The organism is Lysobacter sp. Hz25 (assembly GCF_046097045.1).
GTDB classification, from domain to species: Bacteria; Pseudomonadota; Gammaproteobacteria; order Xanthomonadales; family Xanthomonadaceae; genus Lysobacter; species Lysobacter antibioticus_B.
The window spans coordinates 5153829-5179345 of record NZ_CP175666.1 but is presented as its reverse complement, the minus strand read 5'-3'; the positions used below and the strand labels follow the sequence as shown (position 1 = coordinate 5179345).

The 25517-nt window shown below is 67.9% G+C and carries 20 protein-coding genes; 10 read left to right on the top strand and 10 right to left on the bottom strand.

Annotated elements, in window-relative coordinates:
* Nucleotides 1-111: 111 nt before the first annotated feature.
* The gene (locus ACKN61_RS21430; protein WP_057919309.1) at nt 112-888 is read left to right on the top strand and encodes an AMP nucleosidase; all 777 of its coding nucleotides are present in this window, start codon (nt 112-114) and stop codon (nt 886-888) included.
* A 154-nt stretch (nt 889-1042) separates the two neighbouring features.
* Here the strand turns inward: ACKN61_RS21430 and ACKN61_RS21425 are convergent, their stop codons facing one another.
* Nucleotides 1043-3265 carry an FG-GAP repeat domain-containing protein gene (locus ACKN61_RS21425; RefSeq protein ID WP_408951148.1) on the bottom strand — a complete coding sequence of 741 codons (2223 nt, stop codon included), beginning with the start codon at nt 3263-3265 and terminating at the stop codon, nt 1043-1045.
* Between the two features lie 365 nt (nt 3266-3630).
* Between ACKN61_RS21425 and ACKN61_RS21420 the strand changes: the two genes are divergently transcribed.
* Nucleotides 3631-4200: a lysozyme inhibitor LprI family protein gene (locus ACKN61_RS21420; RefSeq protein ID WP_223621446.1), complete on the top strand. Its 570-nt coding sequence runs from the start codon at nt 3631-3633 to the stop codon at nt 4198-4200.
* A 270-nt stretch (nt 4201-4470) separates the two neighbouring features.
* Nucleotides 4471-5028, top strand: coding sequence for a DUF924 family protein (locus ACKN61_RS21415; protein ID WP_408951147.1), 558 nt, complete (start codon nt 4471-4473; stop codon nt 5026-5028).
* Nucleotides 5029-5785: 757 nt separating this feature from the next.
* Here ACKN61_RS21415 and ACKN61_RS21410 read toward each other — a convergent pair.
* Both ACKN61_RS21410 and grxD read right to left on the bottom strand, forming a co-directional pair.
* Nucleotides 5786-6238, bottom strand: a complete 453-nt coding sequence (locus tag ACKN61_RS21410) for an NIPSNAP family protein (RefSeq protein ID WP_408951146.1) — start codon at nt 6236-6238, stop codon at nt 5786-5788.
* Between the two features lie 354 nt (nt 6239-6592).
* Entirely contained in the window at nt 6593-7519 is a 927-nt protein-coding gene (grxD, locus tag ACKN61_RS21405) for a Grx4 family monothiol glutaredoxin (RefSeq protein ID WP_408951145.1), read from the bottom strand.
* A gap of 130 nt (nt 7520-7649) precedes the next feature.
* On the opposite strand from grxD, the gene ACKN61_RS21400 reads away from it, so the two are divergent.
* Nucleotides 7650-8435 carry a polysaccharide deacetylase family protein gene (locus tag ACKN61_RS21400; RefSeq protein WP_408951144.1) on the top strand — a complete coding sequence of 262 codons (786 nt, stop codon included), beginning with the start codon at nt 7650-7652 and terminating at the stop codon, nt 8433-8435.
* Nucleotides 8436-8575: 140 nt separating this feature from the next.
* Here ACKN61_RS21400 and ACKN61_RS21395 read toward each other — a convergent pair whose 3' ends face one another.
* The 3 genes from ACKN61_RS21395 to ACKN61_RS21385 all read right to left on the bottom strand — a co-directional run bounded on the left by ACKN61_RS21395 (nt 8576) and on the right by ACKN61_RS21385 (nt 11304).
* Nucleotides 8576-9250, bottom strand: coding sequence for a methyltransferase domain-containing protein (locus tag ACKN61_RS21395; protein WP_408953885.1), 675 nt, complete (start codon nt 9248-9250; stop codon nt 8576-8578).
* Nucleotides 9251-9416: 166 nt separating this feature from the next.
* The gene (locus ACKN61_RS21390) at nt 9417-10037 is read right to left on the bottom strand and encodes an SGNH/GDSL hydrolase family protein (protein WP_408951143.1); all 621 of its coding nucleotides are present in this window, start codon (nt 10035-10037) and stop codon (nt 9417-9419) included.
* 7 nt (nt 10038-10044) lie between these two features.
* Complete coding sequence (locus ACKN61_RS21385; protein WP_223621441.1) at nt 10045-11304, bottom strand: pyridoxal phosphate-dependent aminotransferase; 1260 nt, start codon at nt 11302-11304, stop codon at nt 10045-10047.
* A 237-nt stretch (nt 11305-11541) separates the two neighbouring features.
* Here ACKN61_RS21385 and rsgA point away from each other — a divergent pair, with 237 nt between their 5' ends.
* Both rsgA and ACKN61_RS21375 read left to right on the top strand, forming a co-directional pair.
* A complete protein-coding gene (gene rsgA / locus ACKN61_RS21380) occupies nt 11542-12678 on the top strand; it encodes a ribosome small subunit-dependent GTPase A (RefSeq protein WP_408951142.1) in 1137 nt (378 codons plus the stop codon).
* Nucleotides 12679-12966: 288 nt separating this feature from the next.
* A complete protein-coding gene (locus tag ACKN61_RS21375) occupies nt 12967-14241 on the top strand; it encodes a flavohemoglobin expression-modulating QEGLA motif protein (protein WP_408951141.1) in 1275 nt (424 codons plus the stop codon).
* 174 nt (nt 14242-14415) lie between these two features.
* Here the strand turns inward: ACKN61_RS21375 and phbB are convergent, their stop codons facing one another.
* The 3 genes from phbB to ACKN61_RS21360 all read right to left on the bottom strand — a co-directional run bounded on the left by phbB (nt 14416) and on the right by ACKN61_RS21360 (nt 18007).
* Nucleotides 14416-15156: an acetoacetyl-CoA reductase gene (phbB, locus tag ACKN61_RS21370; RefSeq protein WP_223621439.1), complete on the bottom strand. Its 741-nt coding sequence runs from the start codon at nt 15154-15156 to the stop codon at nt 14416-14418.
* Between the two features lie 222 nt (nt 15157-15378).
* On the bottom strand, nt 15379-16707 hold the full coding sequence (locus ACKN61_RS21365) for a CitMHS family transporter (RefSeq protein ID WP_408951140.1): 1329 nt from the start codon (nt 16705-16707) through the stop codon (nt 15379-15381).
* A 115-nt stretch (nt 16708-16822) separates the two neighbouring features.
* A complete protein-coding gene (locus ACKN61_RS21360; protein ID WP_408951139.1) occupies nt 16823-18007 on the bottom strand; it encodes an OprO/OprP family phosphate-selective porin in 1185 nt (394 codons plus the stop codon).
* A gap of 216 nt (nt 18008-18223) precedes the next feature.
* Between ACKN61_RS21360 and ACKN61_RS21355 the strand changes: the two genes are divergently transcribed.
* The 4 genes from ACKN61_RS21355 (at nt 18224) to ACKN61_RS21340 (ending at nt 24049) form a co-directional block, all read left to right on the top strand.
* On the top strand, nt 18224-18931 hold the full coding sequence (locus ACKN61_RS21355; protein ID WP_408951138.1) for a response regulator: 708 nt from the start codon (nt 18224-18226) through the stop codon (nt 18929-18931).
* Entirely contained in the window at nt 18924-20351 is a 1428-nt protein-coding gene (locus ACKN61_RS21350) for a sensor histidine kinase N-terminal domain-containing protein (RefSeq protein WP_408951137.1), read from the top strand. Before ACKN61_RS21355 ends, ACKN61_RS21350 begins: the two co-directional genes overlap by 8 nt.
* Before the next feature lie 89 nt (nt 20352-20440).
* A complete protein-coding gene (locus ACKN61_RS21345) occupies nt 20441-21508 on the top strand; it encodes an ABC transporter substrate-binding protein (protein ID WP_408953884.1) in 1068 nt (355 codons plus the stop codon).
* Between the two features lie 228 nt (nt 21509-21736).
* Nucleotides 21737-24049: an NADP-dependent malic enzyme gene (locus ACKN61_RS21340; RefSeq protein WP_408951136.1), complete on the top strand. Its 2313-nt coding sequence runs from the start codon at nt 21737-21739 to the stop codon at nt 24047-24049.
* Nucleotides 24050-24563: 514 nt separating this feature from the next.
* Here ACKN61_RS21340 and ACKN61_RS21335 read toward each other — a convergent pair.
* On the bottom strand, nt 24564-25472 hold the full coding sequence (locus ACKN61_RS21335) for a LysR family transcriptional regulator (protein WP_408951135.1): 909 nt from the start codon (nt 25470-25472) through the stop codon (nt 24564-24566).
* Nucleotides 25473-25517 lie beyond the last annotated feature (45 nt).

Sequence of the window (25517 nt, the reverse complement as noted above, 5' to 3'; positions counted from 1 at the left end):
GAGCGACGGACAACCTCGGAACCGTAACGGCCGCCCGAGCCCCTGCCAACCCTGACTATCGTCATGGGCGGTGCGACAATGGCCGGACAACAACAAGAACAGGCACAGACCATGAAAGAGAAAGAACAGATCGTCGAAAACTGGCTGCCGCGCTACACCGGCGTGCCCCTGGACCAGTTCGGCGAGCACGTCCTGCTGACCAATTTCGGCGGCTACCTGCACACCTTCGCGCGCCTCACCGGGGCCGAAGTGGTCGGCCTGGACCGGCCGATGCCGAGCGCGACCTTCGACGGCATCACCATGATCAACTTCGGCATGGGCAGCCCCAACGCCGCGACCATGATGGACCTGCTGTCGGCGATCATGCCCAAGGCGGTGTTGTTCCTCGGCAAGTGCGGCGGCCTCAAGCGCAAGAACCAGCTCGGCGATCTGGTGCTGCCGATCGCCGCGATCCGCGGCGAAGGCACCTCCAACGATTACCTGTTGCCGGAAGTGCCGGCCCTGCCGGCCTTCGCGCTGCAGCGCGCGGTCTCGACCACCATCCGCGACCTCGGCCACGACTACTGGACGGGCTCGGTGTACACCACCAACCGCCGTGTCTGGGAGCACGACGAAGCCTTCAAGGAGCGCCTGCGCCAGATGCGCTGCATGGCCATCGACATGGAGACCGCGACCGTGTTCGCCGCTGGCTTCGCCAACCGCATCCCTTGCGGCGCGCTGCTGCTGGTGTCGGACCAGCCGATGATCCCCGAAGGCGTCAAGACCGAAGCCTCCGACGCCAAGGTCAGCGCGAACTTCGTCGACACTCATATCAGCGTCGGCATCGAAGCGCTGAAGCTGATCCGCCGCCACGGCAAGTCGGTGCGGCATCTGCGCTTCGACGAGTGAGAGTTGGGCCTATGTCCGCGCGGGAGTGAAGGGGGCTTGGGCTGCTTGAGCTCGCGCGGCCGTTACCTCGCTTCGGTGCGACCAGGACGATAACGCCCAAGCAAAAGCCCGCATTAAGCGGGCTTTTGCTTTTCATGCCGGCAGACCAGTGGGCTCAGTTCTTTATCACCGTCCAGCCTGTGGGGTAATTCTGCATCGCCAGTCCCTCGAAGCTCCTGCCATTGGATTGCCACAGTTGCATCAAGCTGCCGTTGGTCCAGACCAGATCGGCCTTGTGGTCTCCATTGTAATCGCCGGTTTCCATCACTCGCCATGTGCTGTCGACGGTATAACTGGAACCGTCGAGGCGACGGTGGCCCGACATATACCAAACGACGAACGCATTGACGTCGGCACGGCGCCAGAACAGATCCGAACGACCGTCGCCATCGACGTCGCCGGTACCGGCCAACTCCCAGCCGACCGGATAGCCGCCCATCGAATCCTGCGCGAAGATCATGTTCGCCGATCCCGACCACAGTCTCATGATCTGTCCATTGGTCCAGATCAGGTCGAGATGACTGTCGCCGTTGAAATCGCCCGAGCCGATGACCCGCCACTGCGACGGCATATGGTAAGCCTTGCCCGCGACCACGCCTACGCCCGACATGACCCAGGCCGAAAGCACCGTGTTGTTGTCGTCGCGCCATAGAAGATCGTCCGAGCCGTCGCCGTCGATGTCGCCGCTCGCAACCAGGCGATAGCCTTTGGGGTAAGCCCGCACCACAGCGCCGGGCACTTCGGTGCTATCGGCACGTGCCTGCGACATCTCCATAGACGAACGATCGGTCCAGATGAGATCCATGCTGCCCTGAGGAGTGAAATGGCCGAGCGCGATAGGGTCCCAATCCGGATGGATGTAGTTGAGGAAGCCATTGGTGCGAAGCGCGCCGTTCATCAGCCAGTAGACCCAGATATTGCGGGCCGGGTGGCGCCAGAAGAGATCGCTCTTCCCATCCAGGTTGATGTCGTGCGGCGCCTTCTGCGGCAGCGGCGCGACCGGCCTGCAGTTCTGTCCGGGGTATACAACCACGCCGCTGGTGCCGGCGGCGATCGCGATATCGGTGCAGCCGTCTCCGTTCAGGTCGCCCGCGGCAACTTCCTGAACATAGCCGACAGAGCCGCCAGCAAACGGAACGAATTGCTCCGCCTCCAAGCCGCCCGTGGTTCGAAGGTAATAGCCCAGTCCCGAGCCATGCAGTACAACCAGGTCGGTCCGACCGTCGCGATCGAGATCGGTGGCGATCGTGGAGCGGGGCGCGACCTGTCCGTCGATTGCCGCGAAGGTGGGTTTGGGCCTGCCCAGAGCATCCGGTGTATAGATCCAGAGCTTCATCGCATTATCGGCATCTACGGCAGTCACGGCGTAGTCGTTGCGGCCATCGCCGTTGAAATCGCCGACGGCGATGTTGATCGGTGCATAACGGTTGTCGGGAACATAGGCGCCGACTCGCGGTTGCATGATGCTGCCGTTACTGGAATGGATCTCGAAGCCTCCGCCTGCGACTCCACTCACGATGGCCGCATCGACGAGTCCATCTCCGTCGAAGTCGCCCGCAGTCAAGTCGCGACTTCCTCCTCGACCGGTACCGCTGCCGCCGCCGATACCGACTGCGCCGGTGCCGTCGCCATAGAACATACGACCACCGGAAATAGGAGCGATAGCAAGCGCATCCGCGTTCCCATCCATATTGACATCGGCCAACTCGATCTGAACAAACGAGTCGCGGAGAGGCGTGATGGTGTAGTCGCGTGCGACGAAGCCACCGGATCCGTCCGCGGTATACGTATCTATCCCTCTACCGCGACCTATACCGATGTCGAGAATCGTGTCGTTGTTCAGGTCGCCCAGCGCGAGCGAATTGTTGGATGAGTTCGCAGATACGAGCATTGCACCACCCAGACGGCCGTCCGACTGCTGCTTGTACACGAACAGGTCGTACGCTGCCGCCACCAAATCCTGACGACCGTCGCCTGTCACGTCGCCGATCGCAACCTTGTTTACGGACTCATTGGACCGGACGTAATGGATCGGCGCCTGAAACGAGAACGGAACGTCAACGGCCTGCGGCGAGACAGCGGTCTGGCTGGAATTGGTACTGCCTGCGGATATGGTCGCGCGCTCTTGCGGGGAAACCCCCGATAGGGACGGTGACCTCATGCCCTCGCCATCGAGTGCATCGGTCAGCAGCACCACGCTCGCGGCTGCAGCGAAGCAGCCCACGCCCAGCGTTATCCATTTCGCCTTCATCGGAACCTGCCCCTCGGTAAGTGGGGTCAGCTTATCCCCGTCGGCGCTTACTGGGTAGGTGGTCACGTAATCGCCGTGCTTGTTCACCTGAATGTGCTTTTCTGTCCTTGCGATGTCGCAGAGAGAGCACTCGCGAGTGCTGCGATTAGGTGCATCCAGATGAGGTGTTGAATCGGAGAGGGGGCGTTGGTTTGCAAGGCCGATCGAGCCGATTGGCATGTCGCCGATGCCGGCATGGCACACCTCTGCCTACGGAGTGCCGGGTGAGTGATTCGATGGGCACAGGGCGAAGCTCATGGCCAGTTTCGGCGAGCGCCGGAGGCTGAACGATTTACCTGTGATACGAACACGATCGCGTGCTTTTCTAGGCGTTTTGCGACGCGCCGCACGTGACATCGCGTGGCTTGAGACCCCTCGCGCCGACACTGTATTCCACGGCCGGAGGACAGGTCATGGAACAGCTCATCTTCACCGTCATCGGCGCCTTGCTTACCTGGGCGTTCTACTTCATCCAGCGTTTCGCCGAACGTCGCGGCACGGTCGATGCGATCGAGCGCGGCAAGCAATTGCTGGCGCTCAAGCAAGAGCTGGACGGCGCTCACACCAGCGTCGAGGAACTGCGCCGTTTCGAAAGCCGGTTGGTCGGCAAGGCCGAAACCGCGGCGCGCATCGCCGACAGTTATTTCAGCAAGGCCGCCGCGGTCGCTCGCGACAACGAGGACGCACGGGTCAGCGAGGCCGACATGAGCCAGCAGGCGATCGCCGAACTCAGCCGCGAGGAAGTGCGGTTGCAGGGCTTGGTCGCGCACCTGCGCAAGCAGCTCGACGGCGACGGCCTGGCGGCGTTCGAGCGGGCGCACGAGGCCTGGCTGACTTTTCGCGAATGCCATGCGCGTTTCGTCTCGCAGTCGTACTCGGCCGGGCCCATCCGTCCGCTGATCCACGCGGTGACCATGGAAAGCATCACGGTCGCATGGATCAACGAGCTGGAAACGCAGTTGGGCGAGGAAGAGGCCGCTTGATGCGGCCGGCGATGGCGGCCGTGGGCATGCATCGGCGGTGGAAGGATGGGGGCAGCGGATCGGCCCCACGAGGTCGACGGTTTCGATGGATCCATCGGGTCGATCGTCGCAGCGGCTTGTGGCGCGGCAGGCATCGGTCTTGCGACAGCGCGCGGTACGCGGGCTTCCGCGATTCATGTCGATGCGGCTTGATGCCCGTCGCAGGGTGAGCGCGACAGCTTCGCGCCCGGTTTGCTAGGGTTCGCCACCTGATCCTCAGCGAGAACCCGCATGTCCGTGACCGCGAAAGACGTCGTCGATTTCTGGCGCAATGCCGGCCCCAGCCGCTGGTTCGACCGTAACGAGAGCTTCGACCACCAGTGCCGCAGCGGCTTCCTCGATGCGCACCACGCCGCCGCGCGGCGCGAGCACGACGACTGGGTCGAGCGCGACGCCGAATCCGCGCTGGCCCTTTTGATCCTGCTCGACCAGATTCCGCGCAACGTCTTCCGCGGCAGCGCGCATTCCTATGCGACCGACCCGCTCGCGCGGCACTACGCCCGGCGCGCGCTCGAACTCGGTCACGACCGCAGCATCGAGCCGGCGCTGCGCGCGTTCTTCTATCTGCCGTTCGAGCATTCCGAGCAACTCGACGATCAACGCCGCTCGGTCGAACTGCACCGTGGCTTACCGCCGAACCAGGACGGCAGCGACGCCGCGCAGTGGGCCGTGGCCCATCTCGAAATCATCGAACGCTTCGGCCGCTTCCCGCACCGCAATGCCGCGCTCGGCCGCGAGAGTACGGCCGAAGAACAGGCCCATCTGGATGGCGGCGGGTTTAAGGGCTGAGTCGCGGCACGCCTTTACCCCGCTCCTACAGTGGCTGCCGCGCCGCGCCTTGGGGTAGGAGCGACGCAAGTCGCGACCGCGCACCCACCCGAGCCGGCGCGGCGATCCGTCAGCCCGCGGTCGCGGCTCACGCCGCTCCTACAAGGGCCGCGGCGCCGCGCTTTGGGGTAGGAGCGACGCAAGTCGCGACCGCGCACCCACCCGAGCCGGCGCGGCGATCCGTCAGCCCGCGGTCGCGGCTCACGCCGCTCCTACAAGGGCCGCGGCGCCGCGCTTTGGGGTAGGAGCGACGCAAGTCGCGACCGCGCACCCACCCGAGCCGGCGCGGCGATCCGTCAGCCCGCGGTCGCGGCTCACGCCGCTCCTACAGGGCTGCGGCGTCGCGCTTTGGGGTAGGAGCGATGCAAGTCGCGACCACGCACCCACCCGAGCCGGCGCGGCGATCCGTCAGCCCGCGGTCGCGGCTTGCGCCGCTCCCACAGGGGTAGCGGCGCCGCGCTTTGGGGTAGGAGCGACGCAAGTCGCGACCACGCACCCACCCGAGCCTGCGCCGCGATCCGCTAGCGCGCGGTCGCGGCTCACGCCGCTCCTACAAGGGCAGCGACGCCACGCTTTGGGGTAGGAGCGACGTAAGTCGCGACCGCGCATCCGCCCGAGCCAGCGCTGCGATCCGTCAGCCCGCGGTCGCGGCTTACGCCGCTCCTACAAGGGCCGCGCCGCTCCTACCCTTGCAAACGTCGCTCCGTCTACGGCCGCATCAATCCAACAACCGCTGCTGTGGCGAATACGGAACGACGCGCAGGGTGCGGTCCTGGATCTCGCCGACCATGCGGCCGTGCACGCGGGTCTGGCGCTTGATCTCGGTCCATTCTTCGTCGGCCATGAACTTGCTCCAGCGGTCCTTCATCGTCGTCTCGTCGGGCCATTCGAGCAGGTAGGCGAATTCGGTGCGCTGCGCGGTCTTGGTCTCCCACATGGCGACGATGCGGAAGTCGTAGCGGCGCATGATGCGCAGGGCGTGATCGCGGAAGCGGGCGTGGAAATGCGGCTTGGTGTCTTCGAAGATTTCGTAGATGCGCAGTTGCTGCACCGGACCCGCGGTGGCGGCGGCCGGGGTGTCGCTGGCATGGGCGAGGGAGGCGGCGCAGCACAGGCAAAGCAGCAGGGCGAGCGCACAGCGGCGAAGGGCGGGCACGGCGGTAGCGTTCACGAAGAAGACTCCGGGTCGGATGCGCCGGTCCGTGGCAGTGGTCATGCGGGAGGGGGCGGGCGTGGTGGCCGCCGCCGAGCTTAGGCGATGGCCTCGCCGCGTCCATCGGCCAGAAGTTGGTGGTGGCCGCAGGACGTCCGTCCCCGGCGCCCCGCTTTGGGGTAGGAGCGACGCGAGTCGCGACCGCGCACCCACCCGAGCCTGCGCGGCGATCCGTCAGCCCGCGGTCGCGGCTCACGCCGCTCCTACAGGGGCGGCGACGCGACAGCCCGCCCCACAAAACAAAACGGCCGCGACGCAAGGCGCCGCGGCCGTTCGATTCAGGCTTGCCGTTCGATCAGAACTGCCGCTCGATCAATACTTCGGAATCGAAGCGTCCAGGTCGGCCCAGGCGTCGATGCCGCCTTCGATGTTGTAGACCTCGCGGAAACCGAGCTGGCGGAAGTGCTCGGCGGCCTGGGCGCTGCGGCCGCCGTGATGGCACAGGAACGCCAGCGGGGTGTCCTTGGGCAGGCCTTCGAGCGCGTCGGTGCCGCCGTCGAAGGTGTCGAAGGCGATGCCGATGCGGGCGATCGCGCGCTCGTCGGCGGGGCGCACGTCGACCACGCGCAGCGAGCCTTCGCCGGCGCGCGCGAGCGCCTGCTCGGGCGCGATCGGCTTCACCGCCGGCGGTGCGTTGGGGTTGGTGATGACCAGGCCGCGGCCGCGTTCGTCGTCGGCCCAGTCGATGCTTACGCCGTCGGCGCGGCGGGCGTTGATCCAGTCGGTCTGCACGCGCACGCCTTCGGCTTCGACCGCGATGGCGTTGGCGTCGACCGGCGCCAATTGCAGGCGCACGTTATGGCGCGCGTCGACTTCGAGCTGCACCGCGTAGTCGTCGCCGGCATTGGCCACCGCGTCGCGCAGCATCTGCGCCGCGGCCGGGGTGATCGTGAGCTTCGGCGGGCTGCGGTCCGGCGTCGGCAGGCCGAGCAGCTCGTGCAGTTCGCCGCTGCCGGCCATCTGCTCGATGATGTCGCTGCCGCCGACCAGTTGCGCGTCGACATACAGCTGCGGGATCGTCGGCCATTCGCCGTATTGCTTGATGCCCTCGCGGATCTCCGGGTCGGCCAGCACGTCGACATGGGCATAACCCTGCGGCAGCAGCGCGTTGAGCGCGCCGGAGGCCTTGGCCGAAAAGCCGCACTGCGGCGCGGTGGGGCCGCCCTTCATGAACAGAACGACGCGGTTGGACTGGAGCAGGGTTTCGATGCGCGAACGCAGGGCAGGGTCGAGGGACATGGAGGTCAGCCGGGCGGGAATAGGGGCAAGGTGGGGGCGGGCAGTCTACGTCGCAAGGTAGGATGCGGCATCCGCCGGCGTCTCGGGCTGCCGCGGAGCCCCTCCCGACCGTCGGAACCGCCCGCCGCGCATGAACGCCATCCTCGTCGCCCACCGTCCTCCGCGCCGCCCCGGCGTCTGGTTGTGGCTGTTCCTCGGCTCACAGCTGCTGATGGTCGCCTTGTGGGCGCGCTACGGATGGACCGTCGGCCTGCCGGCCCTGCTGCTGAGCCATGGGGCCATGGTCTGGGGCACCTTGTGGCCGCGCTCGCGTCTGTTCAGCCCGGTGCTGTCGCGGCTGCCGACCCGCGAACGCGTGGTCTGGCTGACCATCGACGACGGCCCCTCCGACGACACCCTGGCCTTGCTCGACCTGCTCGATGAGCACCAGGCCAAGGCCACCTTCTTCGTGGTCGCGCAGCGCGCCGAACAACGCGCCGACTTGCTGCGTGAGATCGTCCGCCGCGGCCACGACCTCGGCAACCACAGCGCCAGCCATCCTTCGGCGCGGTTCTGGATGTTGGGGCCGGCGGCGATGGCCGCCGAGATCGGCGGCGCCCAGGCGCGCTTGCAGGCGCTGGTGCCGGGCCTGCGCCTGCGCTGGTTCCGGGCCGTGGTGGGCATGGCCAATCCGTTCACCGCGCAACCGCTGAGCGCGCACGGTTTGATTCGGGTGGCATGGAGCGCGCGCGGTTTCGACGCAGTTGCGGCCGACCCGGCCACGGTGGTGGCGCGGATCGAAAAAGACCTGGCGCCGGGCGCGATCGTGTTGATGCACGAGGGCGCGGGTCACGGGCGTAATGTCGAGACCATGGCGGTGCTGTTGCGGCGTTTGCGCGAGCTGGATTACCGCTGCGTGGTGCCGTCGGTCGAATGAGGGCGGCGCAGGCCGATCGGCCTGCGCTCAGATCGGCTGGTTCGCGGTCGCGACTTGCGCCGCTCCTACTCCAAAGCCGCGTTCCAAGGGTAGGAGCGGCGCAAGCCGCGACCGCGATCTAGCGCGCTACCGCGCAAGCCTCACTCTGCACGCGCCGCCACGATCCGCCAGTTGTTGAACGGGGTGCGCCCGAACAGCGGCGTGAACTCGACTTCGAGCCCGGCCTCGCGCAAACGCGCGCGCAAGGCTTCGCCGTTGGGGTAATAACGCGGCATCGCATTCATCCAGCCTAGCGCGCGCGAGAACAGGTCGACCGCGAGGGTGATGCGCGCCCGGTGGGTGCCGTCGTCGAGGCCGGTGCGGATCACCAGGCGTGCGCCCGGGGTCAGCATCGCGATCATGGCGTCGATCGCGCGTGCCTGCGCCGGGTAGGGAATGAACTGCAGCACGTCGAGCATCACCACGCTGCCGCGATGCTCGGGCACTTCGTGAGCGAGGTCGACGGTCTCGAACACGGCCTGATCCAGGCCGACCCGCGCAGCGGCGCGGGTCGCACGGAGGATCTTGGCGGCATCGCTGTCGACGCCGCGGTACGGCAGGCGGATGCCGTCGGCCAGCAAGGTGTGGGCGAGTAGGCCGAGGCCGCAGCCCAAGTCCAGCAGCGGCGCGCGGGTGCCGCGCAAGGCTGCGCTGACGCCCGGATAGAGCGGATCGCTGCCGAGCTTGGCGCGGCTGTAGTAATAGTCCCAGCGATTGCCGAGCGGATGCTCGGGCAGATAGGCGCGCGCGATGCGGTCCGCCTGTCCGTGGGCCATGGCTTGTACCGCTTCGTTCATTGCTGGGTCCGGACTCCGTGCGCGGCCGTGCCGCCGGCGGCAGTTTGGCATTCCAGGGGCGCCGGCGCTCGGCCATCGCCGCACGGCGTCGCAAAGTATCGTGGGCGACGAGGCGGCGCGCGCCGCTGCCGCGGCTGCGCCGGGTTCAGTCCGCGCGCGCTTCCAATAGGCGTTGCGCCACCGGCACGGCCAGTTCGGCCCACTGCGCATACATCGCCGCCGACGGATGTAGGCCGTCCTCGGCGACCATCGCCGCTTCGCTGCCGCGTGCGCGCGAGACCGGGGTGATGTCGACGAAGGAGACGCCGTGCCGCGTGCAGACATCGCGCGCGGCCTGGTTGAAGACATCGAGCTCGGCGCCGATCGTCGCCGGGCCGCGCTTGTCGCTGGCGCCGAACGGGGTCGCGCCCCAGTCGGGGATCGACAGCACCAGCACGCGATCGGCGCGGCCGTGGGCGTAGCGGATCGCGCGTTCGAGCAATTCGCGGAACTCGCCGGCGTACTGCGGCGCGCTGCGGCCGCGGTACTGGTTGTTGACGCCGATCAGCAGGCTGACGAAATCCCACTGCCCCAGCGGTTCGGCCAGGTCCAGCGCGAGCGCGAGCTCGTCGGTGGTCCAGCCGGTGGTCGCGATGATGCGCGGGTCGGCCAGGTCGATGCCGCGCTCGCGCAAGGCGTTCGCCATCTGCAGCGGCCAGCGCCCGGCCTCGGGCACGGCTTCGCCGATGGTGTAGCTGTCGCCGAGCGCGAGATAGGACAGCGTCATGCTTGCTTCAAGCCACCGCGGCGCGTTGGGCCTCGACCTGGGCGCCGCGTTCGGCGTAACGGTCGAGCACGCGTTCGATGCGCTGGAACACTTCGCGCACCTCGGCCGGCTGCGGCAGCAGGGTGACGCGGAAGTGGTTGCGATAGGGCACGTTGAAGCTCGAGCCCGGCACCACCAGCACGTCTTCGGTTTCCAGCAGTTCGAGCGCGAACTTGTGGTCGTCGAAGCCTTGCGCGGCGGCGCCGACCACGGCCGGGAACGCGTACAGTGCGCCGGCCGGGGCGACCAGTTCCAGGTGCTGGCTGGCTTCGACCGACTCGATCACCGCGCGGCGCGCTTCGTACAGGCGTCCGCCCGGCTCGCACAGCGGGGTGATGGTGTCTTCGCCGTTGAGCGCGGCTTCGATCGCGAACTGGCCCGGCACGTTGGCGCACAGGCGCAGCGCGCCGAGCAGGTCCATGGCGTGGTGGAAGTCGCCGCTGGCGACCGGGTCGCCCGACAGCACCGCCCAGCCCACGCGCCAGCCGCAGGCGCGGTGCACCTTGGACAGGCCGCCGAAGCTCAGGCAGGGCAGGTCGCCGGCGATCGGCGCGACCGGGGTGAACTGGGCGCCGTCGTAGAGGATCGAGTCGTAGATCTCGTCGCACATCAGCAGCAGCTTGTGGCGCGCGGCGATCGCGACGATGCGTTCGATCAGCTCGCGCGGATAGGCCGCGCCGGTCGGGTTGTTCGGGTTGATCAGCACGATCGCGCGGGTGCGGCTGGAGATCAGTTGCTCGATCTCGTCCGGGTCGGGCAGGAAGCCGTTCTCGGGCTGGCAGCGGTAATACACCGGGCGGCCGTCGTTGAGGATGGTCGCGGCCGACCACAGCGGGTAATCGGGCGAGGGCAGCAGCACCTCGTCGCCGGGATTGAGCAGGGCGCGCAGCGACAGGTCGATCAGCTCGCTGACGCCGTTGCCGACGAACACGCGCTCGGGCGAGGCGTTGGGCGTGCCGCGGCGCTTGTGGAATGCGGCGATGGCTTCGCGCGCGGCCGGCAGGCCCTGCTGATGGGTATAGGGGTCGGTGTTGGCGATGTGGTCGGCGATCGCGCGCTGCAGGTGTTCGGGCGCGCGGAAGCCGAAGGCGCCGGGGTTGCCGATGTTGAGCTTGATCTGCTTGCGCCCCTGGGCCTCCAACTCACGGGCTCGCCGGGCCAGTTCACCGCGGATTTCGTAACGGACTTCGGACAGGCGTTCGCGGGTTTTCAGGGGCGGCAATGACATCGGGGCAGGGCTGGGTCGAAGGAGAGACCCCCAGACTAGCTGAATCGGTCCGGCGAATCAGCCGGGGGCGGCGATTCCGGGCGCCCGCGATCTGCGCCGGCGCGCACGGAATGGCCGGGGCGGCGGCCCCGATCCCGGCCGCCGCCGCGTGCGCCGTCGGTCCGGAGGCCTGCGCCGAGGCCGAAACCCGCGTCCGGCCTATGTAGAATCGCGCCATGACCCTCGTTGCCCGCGCCTTTGACTCCTGAACTCGCTGCCTTGCAGGCGATCGGCTGGCCGATCACGGCCGACGAGCCGTTGCCCGCCGACCCCGTCTGGCGCCAGATGTTGCTCGACCACCCCCAGGCACGCCCGGCGCGGGTGACCGAGCAGCACCGCAGCGGCTATGTCGTGTCCGAAGGGCCCGACAGCGGCTACCGGGTCGAGTCCCTGCCCGAATGGCAACGCCCGGCCAATTACAAAAAAGGCTCGGTCGCGCCCGAACAGCGTCCCGGGGTCGGCGATTGGCTGCTGATCGACGGCGACGGCTGCGGCGGCAAGGTCGTCGCGCTGCTGCCGCGGTATAGCGCGATCAAGCGCGGCGCCGCCGGCGAGCATTACAAGCAGCAGCTGATCGCAGCGAACATCGACACGGTATTCATCGTGTGCGGTCTGGACGGGGACTTCAATCCGCGCCGGATCGAGCGCTATCTGCTGCTGGTGCGCGGCGGCGCCGAGCCGGTCGTGGTGCTGACCAAGGCCGACGAAGCCGTCGCCGCCGACGAGAACGCGGTCGCCGACGCGATCGGCGCCTTGGCCGAACTGGCCGAGGGCGTGGCGATCCGCGCGGTCAACGCGCGCGACCGCGACGGCAGCGTCGCGGCGATGGCGCCGTGGCTGCAGCCGGGCCGCACCGTGGTGCTGGTGGGCTCCTCCGGCGCCGGCAAGTCGACCCTGACCAACAGCCTGCTCGGCATCGAGCGCATGAAGACCGGCGCGGTGCGCGAAAGCGATGCGCGCGGCCGCCACACCACCACCCATCGCGCCCTGATCCCGTTGCCGTCGGGCGCCTGCCTGATCGACACCCCGGGCATGCGCGAACTCAAGCCGACCGGCGAGGAAGACGTCGCCGAAAACTTCAGCGATGTCGAAGCCCTGGCCGAGCAGTGCAAGTTCCGCGATTGCACGCACGACCGCGAGCCCGGCTGCGCGGTGCGCGCGGCGATCGAAGACGGCCGGCTCGCTCCGCAGCGTTTCGCCAGCTATCTGAAACTGCGCGACGAAGTCGCCGGCGCGGCCACCAAGCTGGCCAACCGGCGCGCGCAGAAAGCCGACGTGAAAGCGGTCGGCAAGGCGCCCAACAAGCGGCCGGACGCCAAGCATGGGCGCCGCTGAGCGCCCGGGTTCAGTCGCAGGGCCGAGCGCAGACGGGATGTTTGCGCAGGCCGAACAGCAAATCCCCCCAGCCCCCCTTTTGCAAAGGGGGGAGGTGTCTGGCGGGATTAGCCGTTTGCGGAGGACTTGCGCGGTAGGCGAGCGTTGCATGCGGGAGCGCGCCGGCAATCGCTGCGCACCTATCCGCAAGCCCCTGCCGTTCCCCCCTTTGCAAAAGGGGGGCAGGGGGGATTTGCTCCTGCGCTTGCCTCTGCTCTCCACCGCGAAACACCCCCAAGGCCTCGCCGCATGAGCCTGCTCAGCCCCAGCCTGCACAGCGAAATCCAGCATCACGCCGCGCTCGATGCGCGCATGGTCCGGGTCGCACGCGGGATCAAGCTGCTGACCATGGCGAGCTGGCCGTCCGGCCTGGAAGTGCAGTTCCTCGCCGACTACGCGCGCGGCGCCGCGCAGCTGCCGGTCATCGCGTACCCGAAGTACGACTTCAGCGAAGCGCGGCGCGAACTCGAAGCCGTCGCCGCCGACGCCGATCCGGACCATCCGCTCGGCGAGTACCTGATCGAATCCGCGCACTCCTGGGGCATCGCCGCGCAATTGGTCGAATGCCTGGGTACGACCGCGGTCACCGACTATTCGGTGCAGTTGTTCGGCAAGCCCGACGCGGCGCTGCCCGGGCAGGGGCCGAGCACGCGCGAGGCGGCCAACCATTTCATCTCGATCGCCAACGAGCTCGACCGCGAGCTGATGTCGCCGGCCGAAACGGTCGAGATCTCGGCGACCGCTTTGCGCCTGCAACTGCAGCGCGACCTCGACGACTACTTCGACGCCCGCGTGATCGAAGTCGTGCTCGACCCGGACCTGATCGCCAAGGCCGCCGCCGGCGCGACCCGCATCCGCCTGCGCAGCGGCGCGGCCTTCAGCGACTACGACCGCCATCAGCTGCTGCAGCACGAAGCCTTCGTGCACTCGCTGACCGCGCTCAACGGCCGCGAACAGCCGGTGCTGCCGAGCCTGGCGCTGTCGTCGCCGCGCAGCACCGCGACCCAGGAAGGCCTGGCGACCTTCGCCGAGCAAATCACCGGCAGCATCGACATCGGCCGCATGAAGCGCCTGAGCCTGCGCATCGACGCGGTGGCGATGGCGCTGGACGGCGCCGACTTCATCCAGGTGTTTCGTTACTTCATCGACGCCGGCCAGTCGCCGGCCGACAGCTTCGCCTCGGCCCAGCGGGTGTTCCGCGGCGTGCCCACGAACGGCGGCGCCGCCTTCACCAAGGACACCGTCTACCTGCGCGGCCTGGTCGGCGTGCACACCTTCTTCCGCTGGGCCCTGCGTCAACAGAAGCTGCACCTGTGCCGCTGGTTGTTCGCCGGCAAGATGACCCTGGGCGACGTGCAGCGGTTCGAGCCCTTGTTCGACAGCGGCGTGCTCGCACCGCCGCGCTGGATGCCGCCGTGGATCACCCGCGCGAACGGCCTGGCCGGGATGCTGGCGTTCTCGCTGTTCGCCAACCGCATCCGCCTGGACCAGATGGCCGAAGGCGACTTCAGCGAAATCGGTTGAGAGCCCTGCTTCAAGGGTAGGAGCGGCGCAAGCCGCGACTGCGACCTCCAAGTCTCGACGTCGTTCAGAAGTCGCGGTCGCGGCTCACGCCGCTCCTACCCAGGGCCTCAAGATAAAAACGACTCCCGGGCCGCGTGGGGGGAGGGGAAACGACGCGCCCGGAAGCCGGAAAACTCAGTTCATGTGTAGCCCGCCGTTGACCGCGTAATCCGCGCCGGTCACGAAGGCGGCATCGTCCGAGGCCAACCACGCGCACAGGCTGGCGACTTCGTCCGGCTTGCCCAGGCGCCGTACCGGCACCGATGCGGCGAGCCGGTCGAGCACGTCCGGCGGAAACGCGCTGATCGCCGCGCTGGCCACATAGCCGGGCGACACCGTGTTGACGGTGACGCCGCGCGCGGCGAACTCCTGGGCCAGGGCGCGGGTGAAACCGTGCATCGCCGATTTGGCGGTGGCGTAGTTGACCTGGCCGATCTGGCCCTTCTGTGCGCTGACCGAGGCGATGTTGATAATCCGGCCCCAGCCACGCGCCGACATACCGTCGATGACCTGCTTGGTGATGTTGAACAGGCTGTGCAGGTTGCCGGCCATCACCGCATTCCAGTCCTCGCGGGTCATCTGCCGGAACAGCACGTCGCGGGTGCCGCCGGCGTTGTTGACCAACACGTCGATCTCGCCGACCTCGGCCTTGACCTTGGCGAACGCGGCCACGGTCGAGTCCCAGTCGGCGGCATTGCCTTCGGAAGCGATGAAGTCGAAACCCAGTTCGCGCTGTTCGCGCAGCCAGGCGGCCTTGCGCGGCGAGTTGGGGCCGCAGCCGGCGACCACGGTGTGGCCGCCGTGGGCGAGCTTCTGGCAGATCGCGGTGCCGAGGCTGCCCATGCCGCTGGTGACGTAGGCGATGCGGAGTGTCATGGCGCGGTTCCTAGTGATGGACGAACGACGAAGCGGGGCTATGACTTTCTGTAGGAGCGGCGTAAGCCGCGTGCAACCGAAGTGGTGATCGAAAGCGTTCTGTTCGAAGCCAGGACAAACGGCGCGACCGATCAAAACAGATAGTTGCTCCAGGCTTCGGCCGCTCCGCTCGCCTACATGACTGCGGGGGTCGCGGCTCACGCCGCACCTACAAGGGCCGGATCAAGAAGCCAGCGGATACAACGCCAGCGCCAGCGAAGCGAACATCAGCAGCAGCGAGATCAACACCGCCCATTTCAGGGTGAAGCGTTGGTGGTCGGCGAAATCGACGTTGGCCATGCCGACCAGCAGATAGGTCGACGGCACCAGCGGGCTCAGCAGATGCACCGGCTGGCCGGCGAGCGAGGCACGGGCCATCTCGACCGGAGTGATGCCGTAGTGGCCGGCGGCTTCCGACAGGATCGGCAGCACGCCGAAGTAGAAGGCGTCGTTGGACATGAAGAAAGTGAACGGCATGCTCGCGATTGCCGTGATCACTGCCAGGTACGGGCCCCAGGCATCGGGAATCACCGCCAGGAAGCTGCGCGACATCGCCTCGACCATGCCGGTGTTGGACAAAATGCCGGTGAAGATGCCGGCGGCGAAGATCAGCGATACCACCGCGAGCACGTTGCCGGCATGGTTGCCGATGCGGCGGCGCTGTTCGGCGAGGTCGGGGTAGTTGATCACCAGGGCGAAAGCGAAGCCGATCATGAACAACACCGGCAGCGGCAGCACGCCGAGCACCAGCGCGGTCATCAGCCCGAGCGTCAGCGCGGCGTTGATCCACAGCAGCTTCGGCCGCTTGGTGTCTTCGCTGTCGGCCAGGGTCGGCAGGTTGTCGCTGGCGGTGTCGAGGTCGGGGTTCCAGTCGGCGGCATGGCCGTCCAGGGTGACGATGCCGAGGCGCTTGCGCTCGCGCAGGCCCAGGTACCACGCCAGCAGCAGAATGCCGACTAAAGACACCGCCATCGCCGGCACCAGCGGCACGAACACGTCGCTGGGGTCGACGTGCAAGGCGGTCGCCGCGCGCGCCGTCGGGCCGCCCCACGGGGTCAGATTCATCACCCCGCCGGCGAGGATGGTCACGCAGGTCAGGTTGAGCGCGTTCATGCGCAGGCGCTGGAACAACGGCAGCATCGCCGAGACGGTGATCATGTAGGTGGTCGAGCCGTCGCCGTCGAGCGAGATCAGCATCGCCAGCACCGCGGTGCCGACCACGATCTTGACCGGGTCGCCCTTGACCAGCTTGAGGATGCGCTTGACCACCGGGTCGAACAGGCCGGCGTCGATCATCACCCCGAAGTAGAGGATCGCGAACATCAGCATCACGCCGGTCGGCGCGATCTTCTTGATGCCCTCGATCATCATCTCGCCGATGTCGTTCCTGAAACCGCCGACCAGGGCGAACAGGATCGGGATCACGATCAGAGCCACCAGCGGCGACATCCGCTTGCTCATGATCAGATACATGAAAGTCAGGACCATGCCGAAGCCGAGCGCGGTCAACATGAGGCGATTCCTTTTGAAAGCGCGGCTGCGCGAGGCGCAGCGCGACAAGAAGCGACGAAACTCTCTCCCGTCGTTCCCGCGCAGGCGGGAACCCAGGGCTACTCAGGCGAAGAACTCAGAAGTCGTACTGAAACCGCCCGGTCAACGCCCGAGTCCGATCCAAGGTGCGATCGGCCAGGCGGTCGCGGTTGCGGCTTTCGATCCAGTCGAGCATGAAACGCAGGTTCGAGCGCAGATGCCAGTTGACCCCGACGCTGGCCTGTTCCATCGACACGTCGCTGAAGTTGCCGCGGCCGGCGAGGTGCTGCTTGCCGCGGATCGTGTCGTAGCGCAGCGCGACCTGCCAGGCGCCGCTGCTGCGCGCCGGCTTGACCCGGGCGAAGCGGCCGGTCTTGCTGTCATAGGGCATCGATTCGCCGGTCAGGAACCAGCCGACCAGGCCATAGGCCGAACGGACCTGACCGCGCTGGCTGCCGTCGTCGAAGTTGGCGCCCCCGAGTTCGGACTGCAGATATAACGGCCCGTGGGCGAGGCCGAACTCGAGCGAGTACTTGTCGACGTCGGTGTCGAGTCCGCGATTGAAGTTGATCAAGGTCGCGCGGCTGTTGTCGGACAGGTGCCCGGCCGGGCGCGGGGCGATGCGCAACGCGTTGGCGCCGTCGCGGCCGGGATGGTCGTAAGCCTCGCGCGCCAGCGACAGGCCCAGGTGCAGGGTGCGTTCGTCCGCGTGCAGCGGCGTCCAGGTGCCGCGTGCGCCGACCGCATGGCCCTTGACCTGCCACACGTCGATGTTTTCCAGGCTGTAGACGCTGCCGGCGACGGTGTAGTTCTCGCGCGCGGTGATCCAGGCGGCGCCGAGCCGGTACAGCGGCGCGACCGAACTGGCGAACATGCTGCGCTCCATGAACACGCCGTAGTTCGAGCTGATGCGGTCGTCGAGGGTGAAGTGCTGCTTGAACTGGCCCAGGGTCAGCTTGCCGGCCTTGAAGTCGCGGGTGACATAGACATCCTTGGCTTCGATGCTGTCCTTGGAGAAATCGTCCTGCAGGCTGGCGAAGTCGCCTTCGATCTTGTAGCCCCAGCCGTAGAACTTGCCGGACACATCGAGCCAGAGCCGACGCACCTCGGTGTCGTCGCCGTTGCGCAGGCCGCGCGCATCGTTGTCGAAATCGGCGAAGTCCCAGTGCAGGCGGCCGCCGAGTTCGGCGGTCACCGGGCCGTCCTCGGCCAGGCATGGGGCGGCGAACAGGCACAGCGCGGCGCACGCGGCGGCGTGACGGAAAAGCACCATCGTAGGCATCTGGTTTCCCTATTTTTCTGCCTTTTTTCGACGACAGGCGCGTGTTCGTGCGCTTATAGTTGCTTCGGCCAGGACGGCCAGCCGCAACCCCTCGAGCGCAGGCTAGGCGGGCGAAGCTGTCATTGACCTGTCACTGGACCTGCTATCGGACCTGTCATCGCCGCCGAGGTCGGCCCGGCGATACCCGACTTCGGCAACTGCGAGGGCCCCCGTTCGATGCGCATTCTGTTGGTCGAGGACAACGCGGATCTCGCCGACGCCATCGTCAGGCGGATGCGGCGCGACGGCCACGCGGTGGACTGGCAGTCCGACGGCGTCGCCGCGGCCAGTGTGCTTCGCTACCAGGCCTTCGACCTGATCGTGCTCGACATCGGCCTGCCGCGGCTCAACGGCCTCAGCCTGCTGGCCGGTTTGCGCGAGCGCGGCGACACCACGCCGGTGTTGATGCTGACTGCGCGCGACGGCATCGAAGACCGGGTCAAGGCGCTCGACGTCGGCGCCGACGACTACCTCGGCAAGCCCTTCGATTTCCGCGAATTCGAAGCGCGCTGCCGGGTGCTGCTGCGGCGCAATCAAGGCCGCGCCGCCGGCGTGATCCAGGTCGGCGGCTTGGCCTTCGACAGCGCCGCGCATCGGGTCACCCTCGACGGCGAGCCGATCGAAGTGCCGAATCGCGAGTTCCGCCTGCTCGAAATCCTGATCGGCAAGCTCGGCCAGGTGGTCAGCAAGGACGAGATCGGCAACGGCCTGTTCGGTTTCGACGACGAGGCCGGGCCGAACGCGATCGAGCTGTACGTCGGCCGCCTGCGCAAACGTCTTGCCGCCGCGCCCTTGCGCATCGTCACCGTGCGCGGTGTCGGCTATATGCTCGAAGCGGCCGCGCCCGTCGCCGGGCAGGCCGGCGCGGAGCCGCTCGATGCTTGAATCCGCGCGCACTTCGCCGCCGCGGCACGGTTCGATCCGCCGCACCTTGTTGGTCTATCTCGGCGCCTTGTCGTTGATCGGCGCGGTGCTGCTGTTCGTCGCCGCGCGCAGCTACGGCCGCGCCGCCGCCGACCGTTCTTACGATCACTTGTTGATCGCCTCGGCGCTGTCGATCGCCGACAGCGTGGCTTTGGTCGACGGCCAGTGGCAGGTCGATCTGCCGTATGCCGCGCTCGACCTGTTGGCGATGGCGCCGGAAGACCGGGTGTTCTACCGCGTCGCCAGCCGCGAGGGCGCGACCATCACCGGCTACGACGACCTGCCGTCGCCGCCATCGCCGCCGCTAGACGGCAAGCCGCGGCTGTTCGATGCGCTGTATCGCGGCGAACCCACGCGCTTCGTCGCGGTCTCGCGCTGGGTCGCCGGGCCGGCCACGCAAGGGCAGGCCATCGTCCAGGTCGGCCAGACCCGCATCGCCCGCGAGGCTCTCGCCGACGACGTAGTGCTGCGCGCCATCGTCGCCATCGTGGTGCTGTCGTTCGCGGCCCTCGCCTTGGTCTGGATCGGCGTGCATCGTGCGTTGCGGCCCTTGCAGAAGCTCGAACGCGACCTGTCGCTGCGCGAACCCTCCGACCTCAAGCCGGTCGCGGGCGAAGTGCCGCTGGAACTCGACCAACTGGTCGGCGCCTTGAACCGCTTCATGGCGCGGCTGTCGGCGAGCAACGAGACTCTGCGCGCGTTCATGGCCGACGCCGCGCACCAGATGCGCACGCCGCTGGCGGCCTTGCGCGCCCAGGCCCAGCTCGCCCTCGACGAGGACGACCCAGCCGAGCAGCGCCGCAGCCTGGTCACCATCGAGCGCAACGCCAACCACATGAGCCGCTTGCTCAACCAGTTGCTCAGCGACGCCAGCGCGATCCACCGCTCGCACCTGCAACAGTTCGAGACCGTCGACTTGGCCGAACTGTTGCACCAAGCGCTGTACGAATCGATCCCGCAGTCCGCACCGCGCCCCGACGTGCGCCTGGCCGCAACCCAGGGCCCGGTGCTGGTGCGCGGCGATGCCTTGCTGCTGCGCGAAGCGATCAAAAACCTGATCGACAACGCGCTCAAGCACGGCCAGCCGCGGCCCGGCAGCGAAGGCGGGCCGCTGCAGATCGCCCTGACCGTGGCCGAAGGCGAGGGCGCCTCGACCGCGGTATTGACCGTGGCCGACCACGGCCCCGGCATCGCCCCGGCCGACGCGCAGACTGTGTTCGAGCGTTTCGCCCGCGGCCACGATGCCGCCGCCGGCGGCGCCGGGCTCGGCCTGGCGATCGTCAAGCGCATCGTCGACAGCCACGGCGGCCGCATCGATCTGTCCAACCGCGTCGGCGGCGGCCTGATCGTCACCCTCAGCCTGCCGAGGAGCGCGGTTTGAAAAACGAGTGCGGAAAAGTGAGAAACGAGAAAAAGCGCCATGCCTTGCGCTACAACGCTGCGCGCTGCTTTTGCCTTTACTGGTTCCTCATTCTTCTCAACTCGTTCCTCGCTCCAGCCCACGCCGCGCCCGGCGACGTGCGCCTGTTCAAGGCGCCGCAGGCCCGCAGCGCGCAACTGCGCATCCACGGCTCGACCGACATCGAGAACTTCGCCGCGGTCATCGCTGACTACCAACGCCTGCACCCGGGCACCGAGGTCGAGTACTCCGACCTCGTCGCCCAGGACATCTACACCCGTCACCTCGCCGCCGGCCGCGGCCGCGTCGCCGACCTGCTGATCAGCAGCGGCATGGACCTGCAGACCAAGCTGGCCAACGACGGCCACGCGCTCGCCCACCGTTCGCCGGCCACGGTCGGCCTGCCGGCGTGGTCGCACTGGCGCCACGAAGCCTTCGGCATCAGCTACGAACCCATCGTCATCGTCTACAACAAGCGCCTGCTGCCGGCGGCGCGCGTGCCGCATACGCGCCGGCAACTGCTGGCCCTGCTGCGCGACCCGGCCGCGCCGCTGGCCGGACGGGTCGGCACCTACGACGTGGCCCGCAGCAGCGTCGGCTATCTGCTGGCGACCCAGGACCACCAGCTCGGCAGCATGGCCGGCGCCTTGCAGGCCGCGCTCGGCGACAATCGCGTGCGTCTGGAAGAACGCACCGGCGCCTTGCTCGACCGCGTCGCCCGCGGCGAACTCGCCCTGGCCTATAACGTGCTCGGTTCCTACGCCCAGGCCCGCATCGACGCCGGCGCGCCGCTCGGCATCGTCCTGCCCGAGGACTACACCCTGGTCCTGCTGCGCACCGCGCTGATCCCGCGCACCGCGCCGAACGCGGCCGAGGCCGGGCGCTTCCTCGATTACCTGCTGTCGCCGCGCGGCCAGGCCATGCTGGCCCAGCAGGTCGGCCTGCAGCCGATCCGCGCCGCCGACGGCGCGCCGCTGTCGCCGCATGCGCGCGACGGCGCGCGGGTGCGCGCCCTGCGCCCGATCCCGCTGGGCCCGGGTCTGCTGGTGTATCTGGACGCGCTCAAGCGCCGCCAGTTCCTCGAGGCCTGGCGCAGCACGGTCCAGCCCGGACGCAAGGGGCCCGCCGATGCACCCTGAGCCGCAGCGCTTCGGCCCGCCCCGCCCATACGCCGGCGTCGGTTCGATGCCGCGGCCGATCGCCGCGGCCGGCCCGCGCCGCGTTCGGCAAAGCGCCCGCGCGGCGCTGCGGGTACAACTCCAAAGTACTAAGGCTTTCGCCACCGCGGTCGCGCGAATCCGCGTCGGCGATCCTTTAGACTGCAAGTCCACCTTTCCTCGCGCCCTTGCCACGGCAGCCATTCCCTGATGTCCGACAACGATCTGAAAACCGCTGCGCTCGACTACCACCGCCTCAGCCCGCCGGGCAAGATCAAGGTCACCGCGACCAAGCCGATGGTCACCCAGCGCGACCTCGCCCTGGCCTATTCGCCGGGCGTGGCCTACGCCTGCGAGGCCATCGTCGAAGACCCCAACGCCGCCAGTGAGCTCACCGCCCGCGGCAACCTCGTCGCGGTGATCAGCAACGGCACCGCCGTGCTCGGCCTGGGCGACATCGGCCCGCTGGCCGGCAAGCCGGTCATGGAAGGCAAGGGCGTGCTGTTCCAGAAGTTCGCCGGCATCGACGTGTTCGACATCGAAATCGACGAGCGCGACCCCGACAAGCTGGTCGACATCATCGCCTCGCTGGAACCGACCTTCGGCGGCATCAACCTCGAAGACATCAAGGCCCCGGAGTGCTTCATCGTCGAGCGCAAGCTGCGCGAGCGCATGAAGATCCCGGTGTTCCACGACGACCAGCACGGCACCGCGATCATCGTCGGCGCCGCGGTGTTCAACGCGCTGGAAGTGGTCGGCAAGAAGATCGAAGACGTCAAGCTGGCCACCAGCGGCGCCGGCGCGGCCGGCATCGCCTGCCTCGACATGCTGGTCGCCCTGGGCATGAAGCCGGAGAACATCCTCGCGGTCGACCGCGACGGCGTGCTCTACACCGGCCGTCCCAACCTCGACCCGGACAAGGCCCGCTACGCCCGCGACACCGACAAGCGCACCCTGGCCGACATCGTCGCCGGCGCCGACGTGTTCCTCGGCCTGTCGGCCGGCGGCGTGCTCAAGCCGGAAATGGTCGCGACCATGGCCGACAAGCCGGTGATCCTGGCCCTGGCCAATCCCTACCCGGAAATCCTGCCCGAAGACGCCAAGGCCGTGCGCCCGGACTGCATCATCGCGACCGGCCGTTCGGATTACCCGAACCAGGTCAACAACGCGCTGTGCTTCCCGTACATCTTCCGCGGCGCGCTCGACGTCGGCGCGACCGTCATCAACGAAGAAATGAAGCTGGCCTGCGTGCGTGCTATCGCCCAGCTGGCGCGCATGGAATCGTCCGACCTCGGCGGCGCCTACGGCGGCGAAGTGCCGACCTTCGGCGCCGAGTACCTGATCCCGCGCCCGTTCGACCCGCGCCTGCTGGTGATGCTGGCCCCGGCCGTGGCCAAGGCGGCGATGGACTCCGGCGTCGCCGCGCGTCCGATCGTCGACATGGACGAGTACGAGGAACGGCTCAGCCAATACATCTACCGCACCGGCCTGCTGATGAAGCCGGTCTACGACCGCGCCCGCGCCGATCGCAAGCGCGTGGTCTACGCCGAAGGCGAGGAAGAGACCGTGCTGCGCGCGGTGCAGACGGTGATCGACGAAGAACTGGCGTACCCGATCCTGATCGGCCGCCCCGACGTCATCGAAACCCGCATCCAGCGCCTCGGCCTGCGCATGCGCGAAGGCGTGGACTTCGAGTTGACCAACATCAACGACGACCCGCGCTTCAACGACTACTGGCAGCAGTACCACGCCCTGACCGAGCGCCGCGGCGTCAGCCCGGCGGCGGCGAAGAACCTGCTGCGTTCGCGTCCCACCTTGATCGCAGCCCTGATGGTCGAGCGCGGCGAAGCCGATGCGATGATCTCCGGCTTGGTCGGCCGCTTCCACAAGAAGCTCGGCTACATGCGCAGCATCTTCGACTTCGACCCGGGCGTGTCGGGCACCTCGGCGATGACCGGCGTGATCAACGACCAGGGCGCCTGGTTCTTCCTCGACACCCACGTGCAGGTCGACCCGACCGCCGAGCAGATCGCCGAAGCGACCCTGCAGGCGACCTACCGCCTCAAGCTGTTCGGCATCGAGCCGAAGGTCGCGTTGCTGTCGCACTCCAACTACGGCAGCCACGACAACCCGTCGGCGGCGAAGATGCGCAAGGTCCGCCAGATCATCAAACAGCGTCAGCCCAAGCTCGAGATGGACGGCGAAATGCAGGCCGACACCGCCTGGGACGACGCACTGCGCAAGCGCATCTTCCCGAACGCGACCCTGCACGGCCGCGCCAACCTGTTCGTGCTGCCGAACCTGGATGCCGCCAACATCACCTACAACATGGTGCGGGTGATGACCGACGGCGTGGCCATCGGCCCGATCCTGATGGGCTTGGACAAGCCGGCGCACATCCTGACCCCGGCCTCGACCCCGCGCCGCGTCGTCAACATGACTGCGATCGCCGCCGTAGACGCCCAGATCCGCGCCTCGCGCGAATCCGAGCGCAAGGGCCTGGGCGAAGTCGGCGGCACCTGAGCCGCTGATTCACGGCAATAGCCGGCTGCGTCGATGACGCAGCCGGTGTCGCGGCGTCGCAGTTTGCGTCGCCACTGCAAGGTCGTGGTCGCGACACCTAGATGCCGCGGTTTGCACCGTAGCCGCAGATTCGCGGTCGCGACTTACGTCGCTCCTACAGGGAAGCGCAACGTCGCCGCATTTCCCTGCTAACCCCGTGCCGTTCCCCCCTTTGGAAAAGGGGGGCAGGGGGGATTTGCTCCAGCGCTCCGTTTGCGTCGCCGATTGATTTGCGCGGTCGCGGCTTGCGCCGCTCCTACCCTTTGCTGGCGCAGCTTTGGGGTAGGAGCGGCGCAAGCCGCGACCGCGATGCCGAACGCTCGCGGCGCAGCATTCAATCGCTCGCGTCGCAATATTCGATGCCCGCGCAAACCCACGACAACACCTGCGCCCGCAGCCAACCCCGATCACCGCGCATCAAAGCCCTTCTCCCGTGAACGGAAGAGGGGTGAGGGCCAAGCGCCGATCAACCGCCTCACCCCAACGCCACCTCACCCGGCAACCACTTCAACGCAAACTCCCGCAACAACTTCACCTTCGCCGACCGCCGCAAATCGGGATGCGTCGCGAACCAAAGATCCGCGCGCACTTGCGGCAACGGCGCCGAGATCCGCCGCACACCCGGCGACGCATCGGCCAGATAACACGGCAACAGCGCCCGCCCCAATCCGGCCTCGCAGGCCGCCAACGCCGCCGGCAAGGTATTGACCCGCATCGCGATGCGTTCGGCCGGCACCCGGTCGCTCAACCATTGCGCCGACGACAGATGCGCCAGGCTCTCGTCGAGTGCGACCCAATCGCCCTGCGCCAACGCCGCTTCGTCGAGCGTCGTCTTGCCACGGCCACCGCCACGCCCGCTGCCGCGCCCGGCCGCCTCATAGGCCGCGATCGAAATCGCCGCGACCTTGCGCGAGGACAAACCTTCCGGCGGCAACACGCTCGCCCGCAGCGCCACATCGGCATCCTGCTGCTGCAGGGTCAAGAACGCATTGGCCACGACCAGATCGCAACGCAGCCCCGGTTGCTCGGCACGAAATGCCGCGCACATGCGCGCCGCCACCGGTGCCAAGGTGTCCGGCAAGGTGATACGAATCCGCCCCTCGGTGCGCGCATCGCGCCCGGCGAGCTCGCGCTGCAAGCGCTCGGTCTCGGCGAGCACGCGCTGCGCGCTGGCGATGGTCAACTCGCCGGCATCGGTCGGCGTATAGCCGCGGCGGCTGCGCCGGAACAGCGCTGCGCCGACCCGCGTCTCGACTGCGGCCAGGCGCCGGAACGCACTCGAATGGTCCAGCGCCAAGGCCTTGGCCGCGCCGGTCAGGCTGCCGTGCGCGCCGATCGCGCGCACCAGCTCCAGGTCGTCCAGGCTTAATCGTTCGTGTCGCATATGCAAGCAATCCTTGTCGGTTCGCCGTGTTGGCGCGGCATCGGG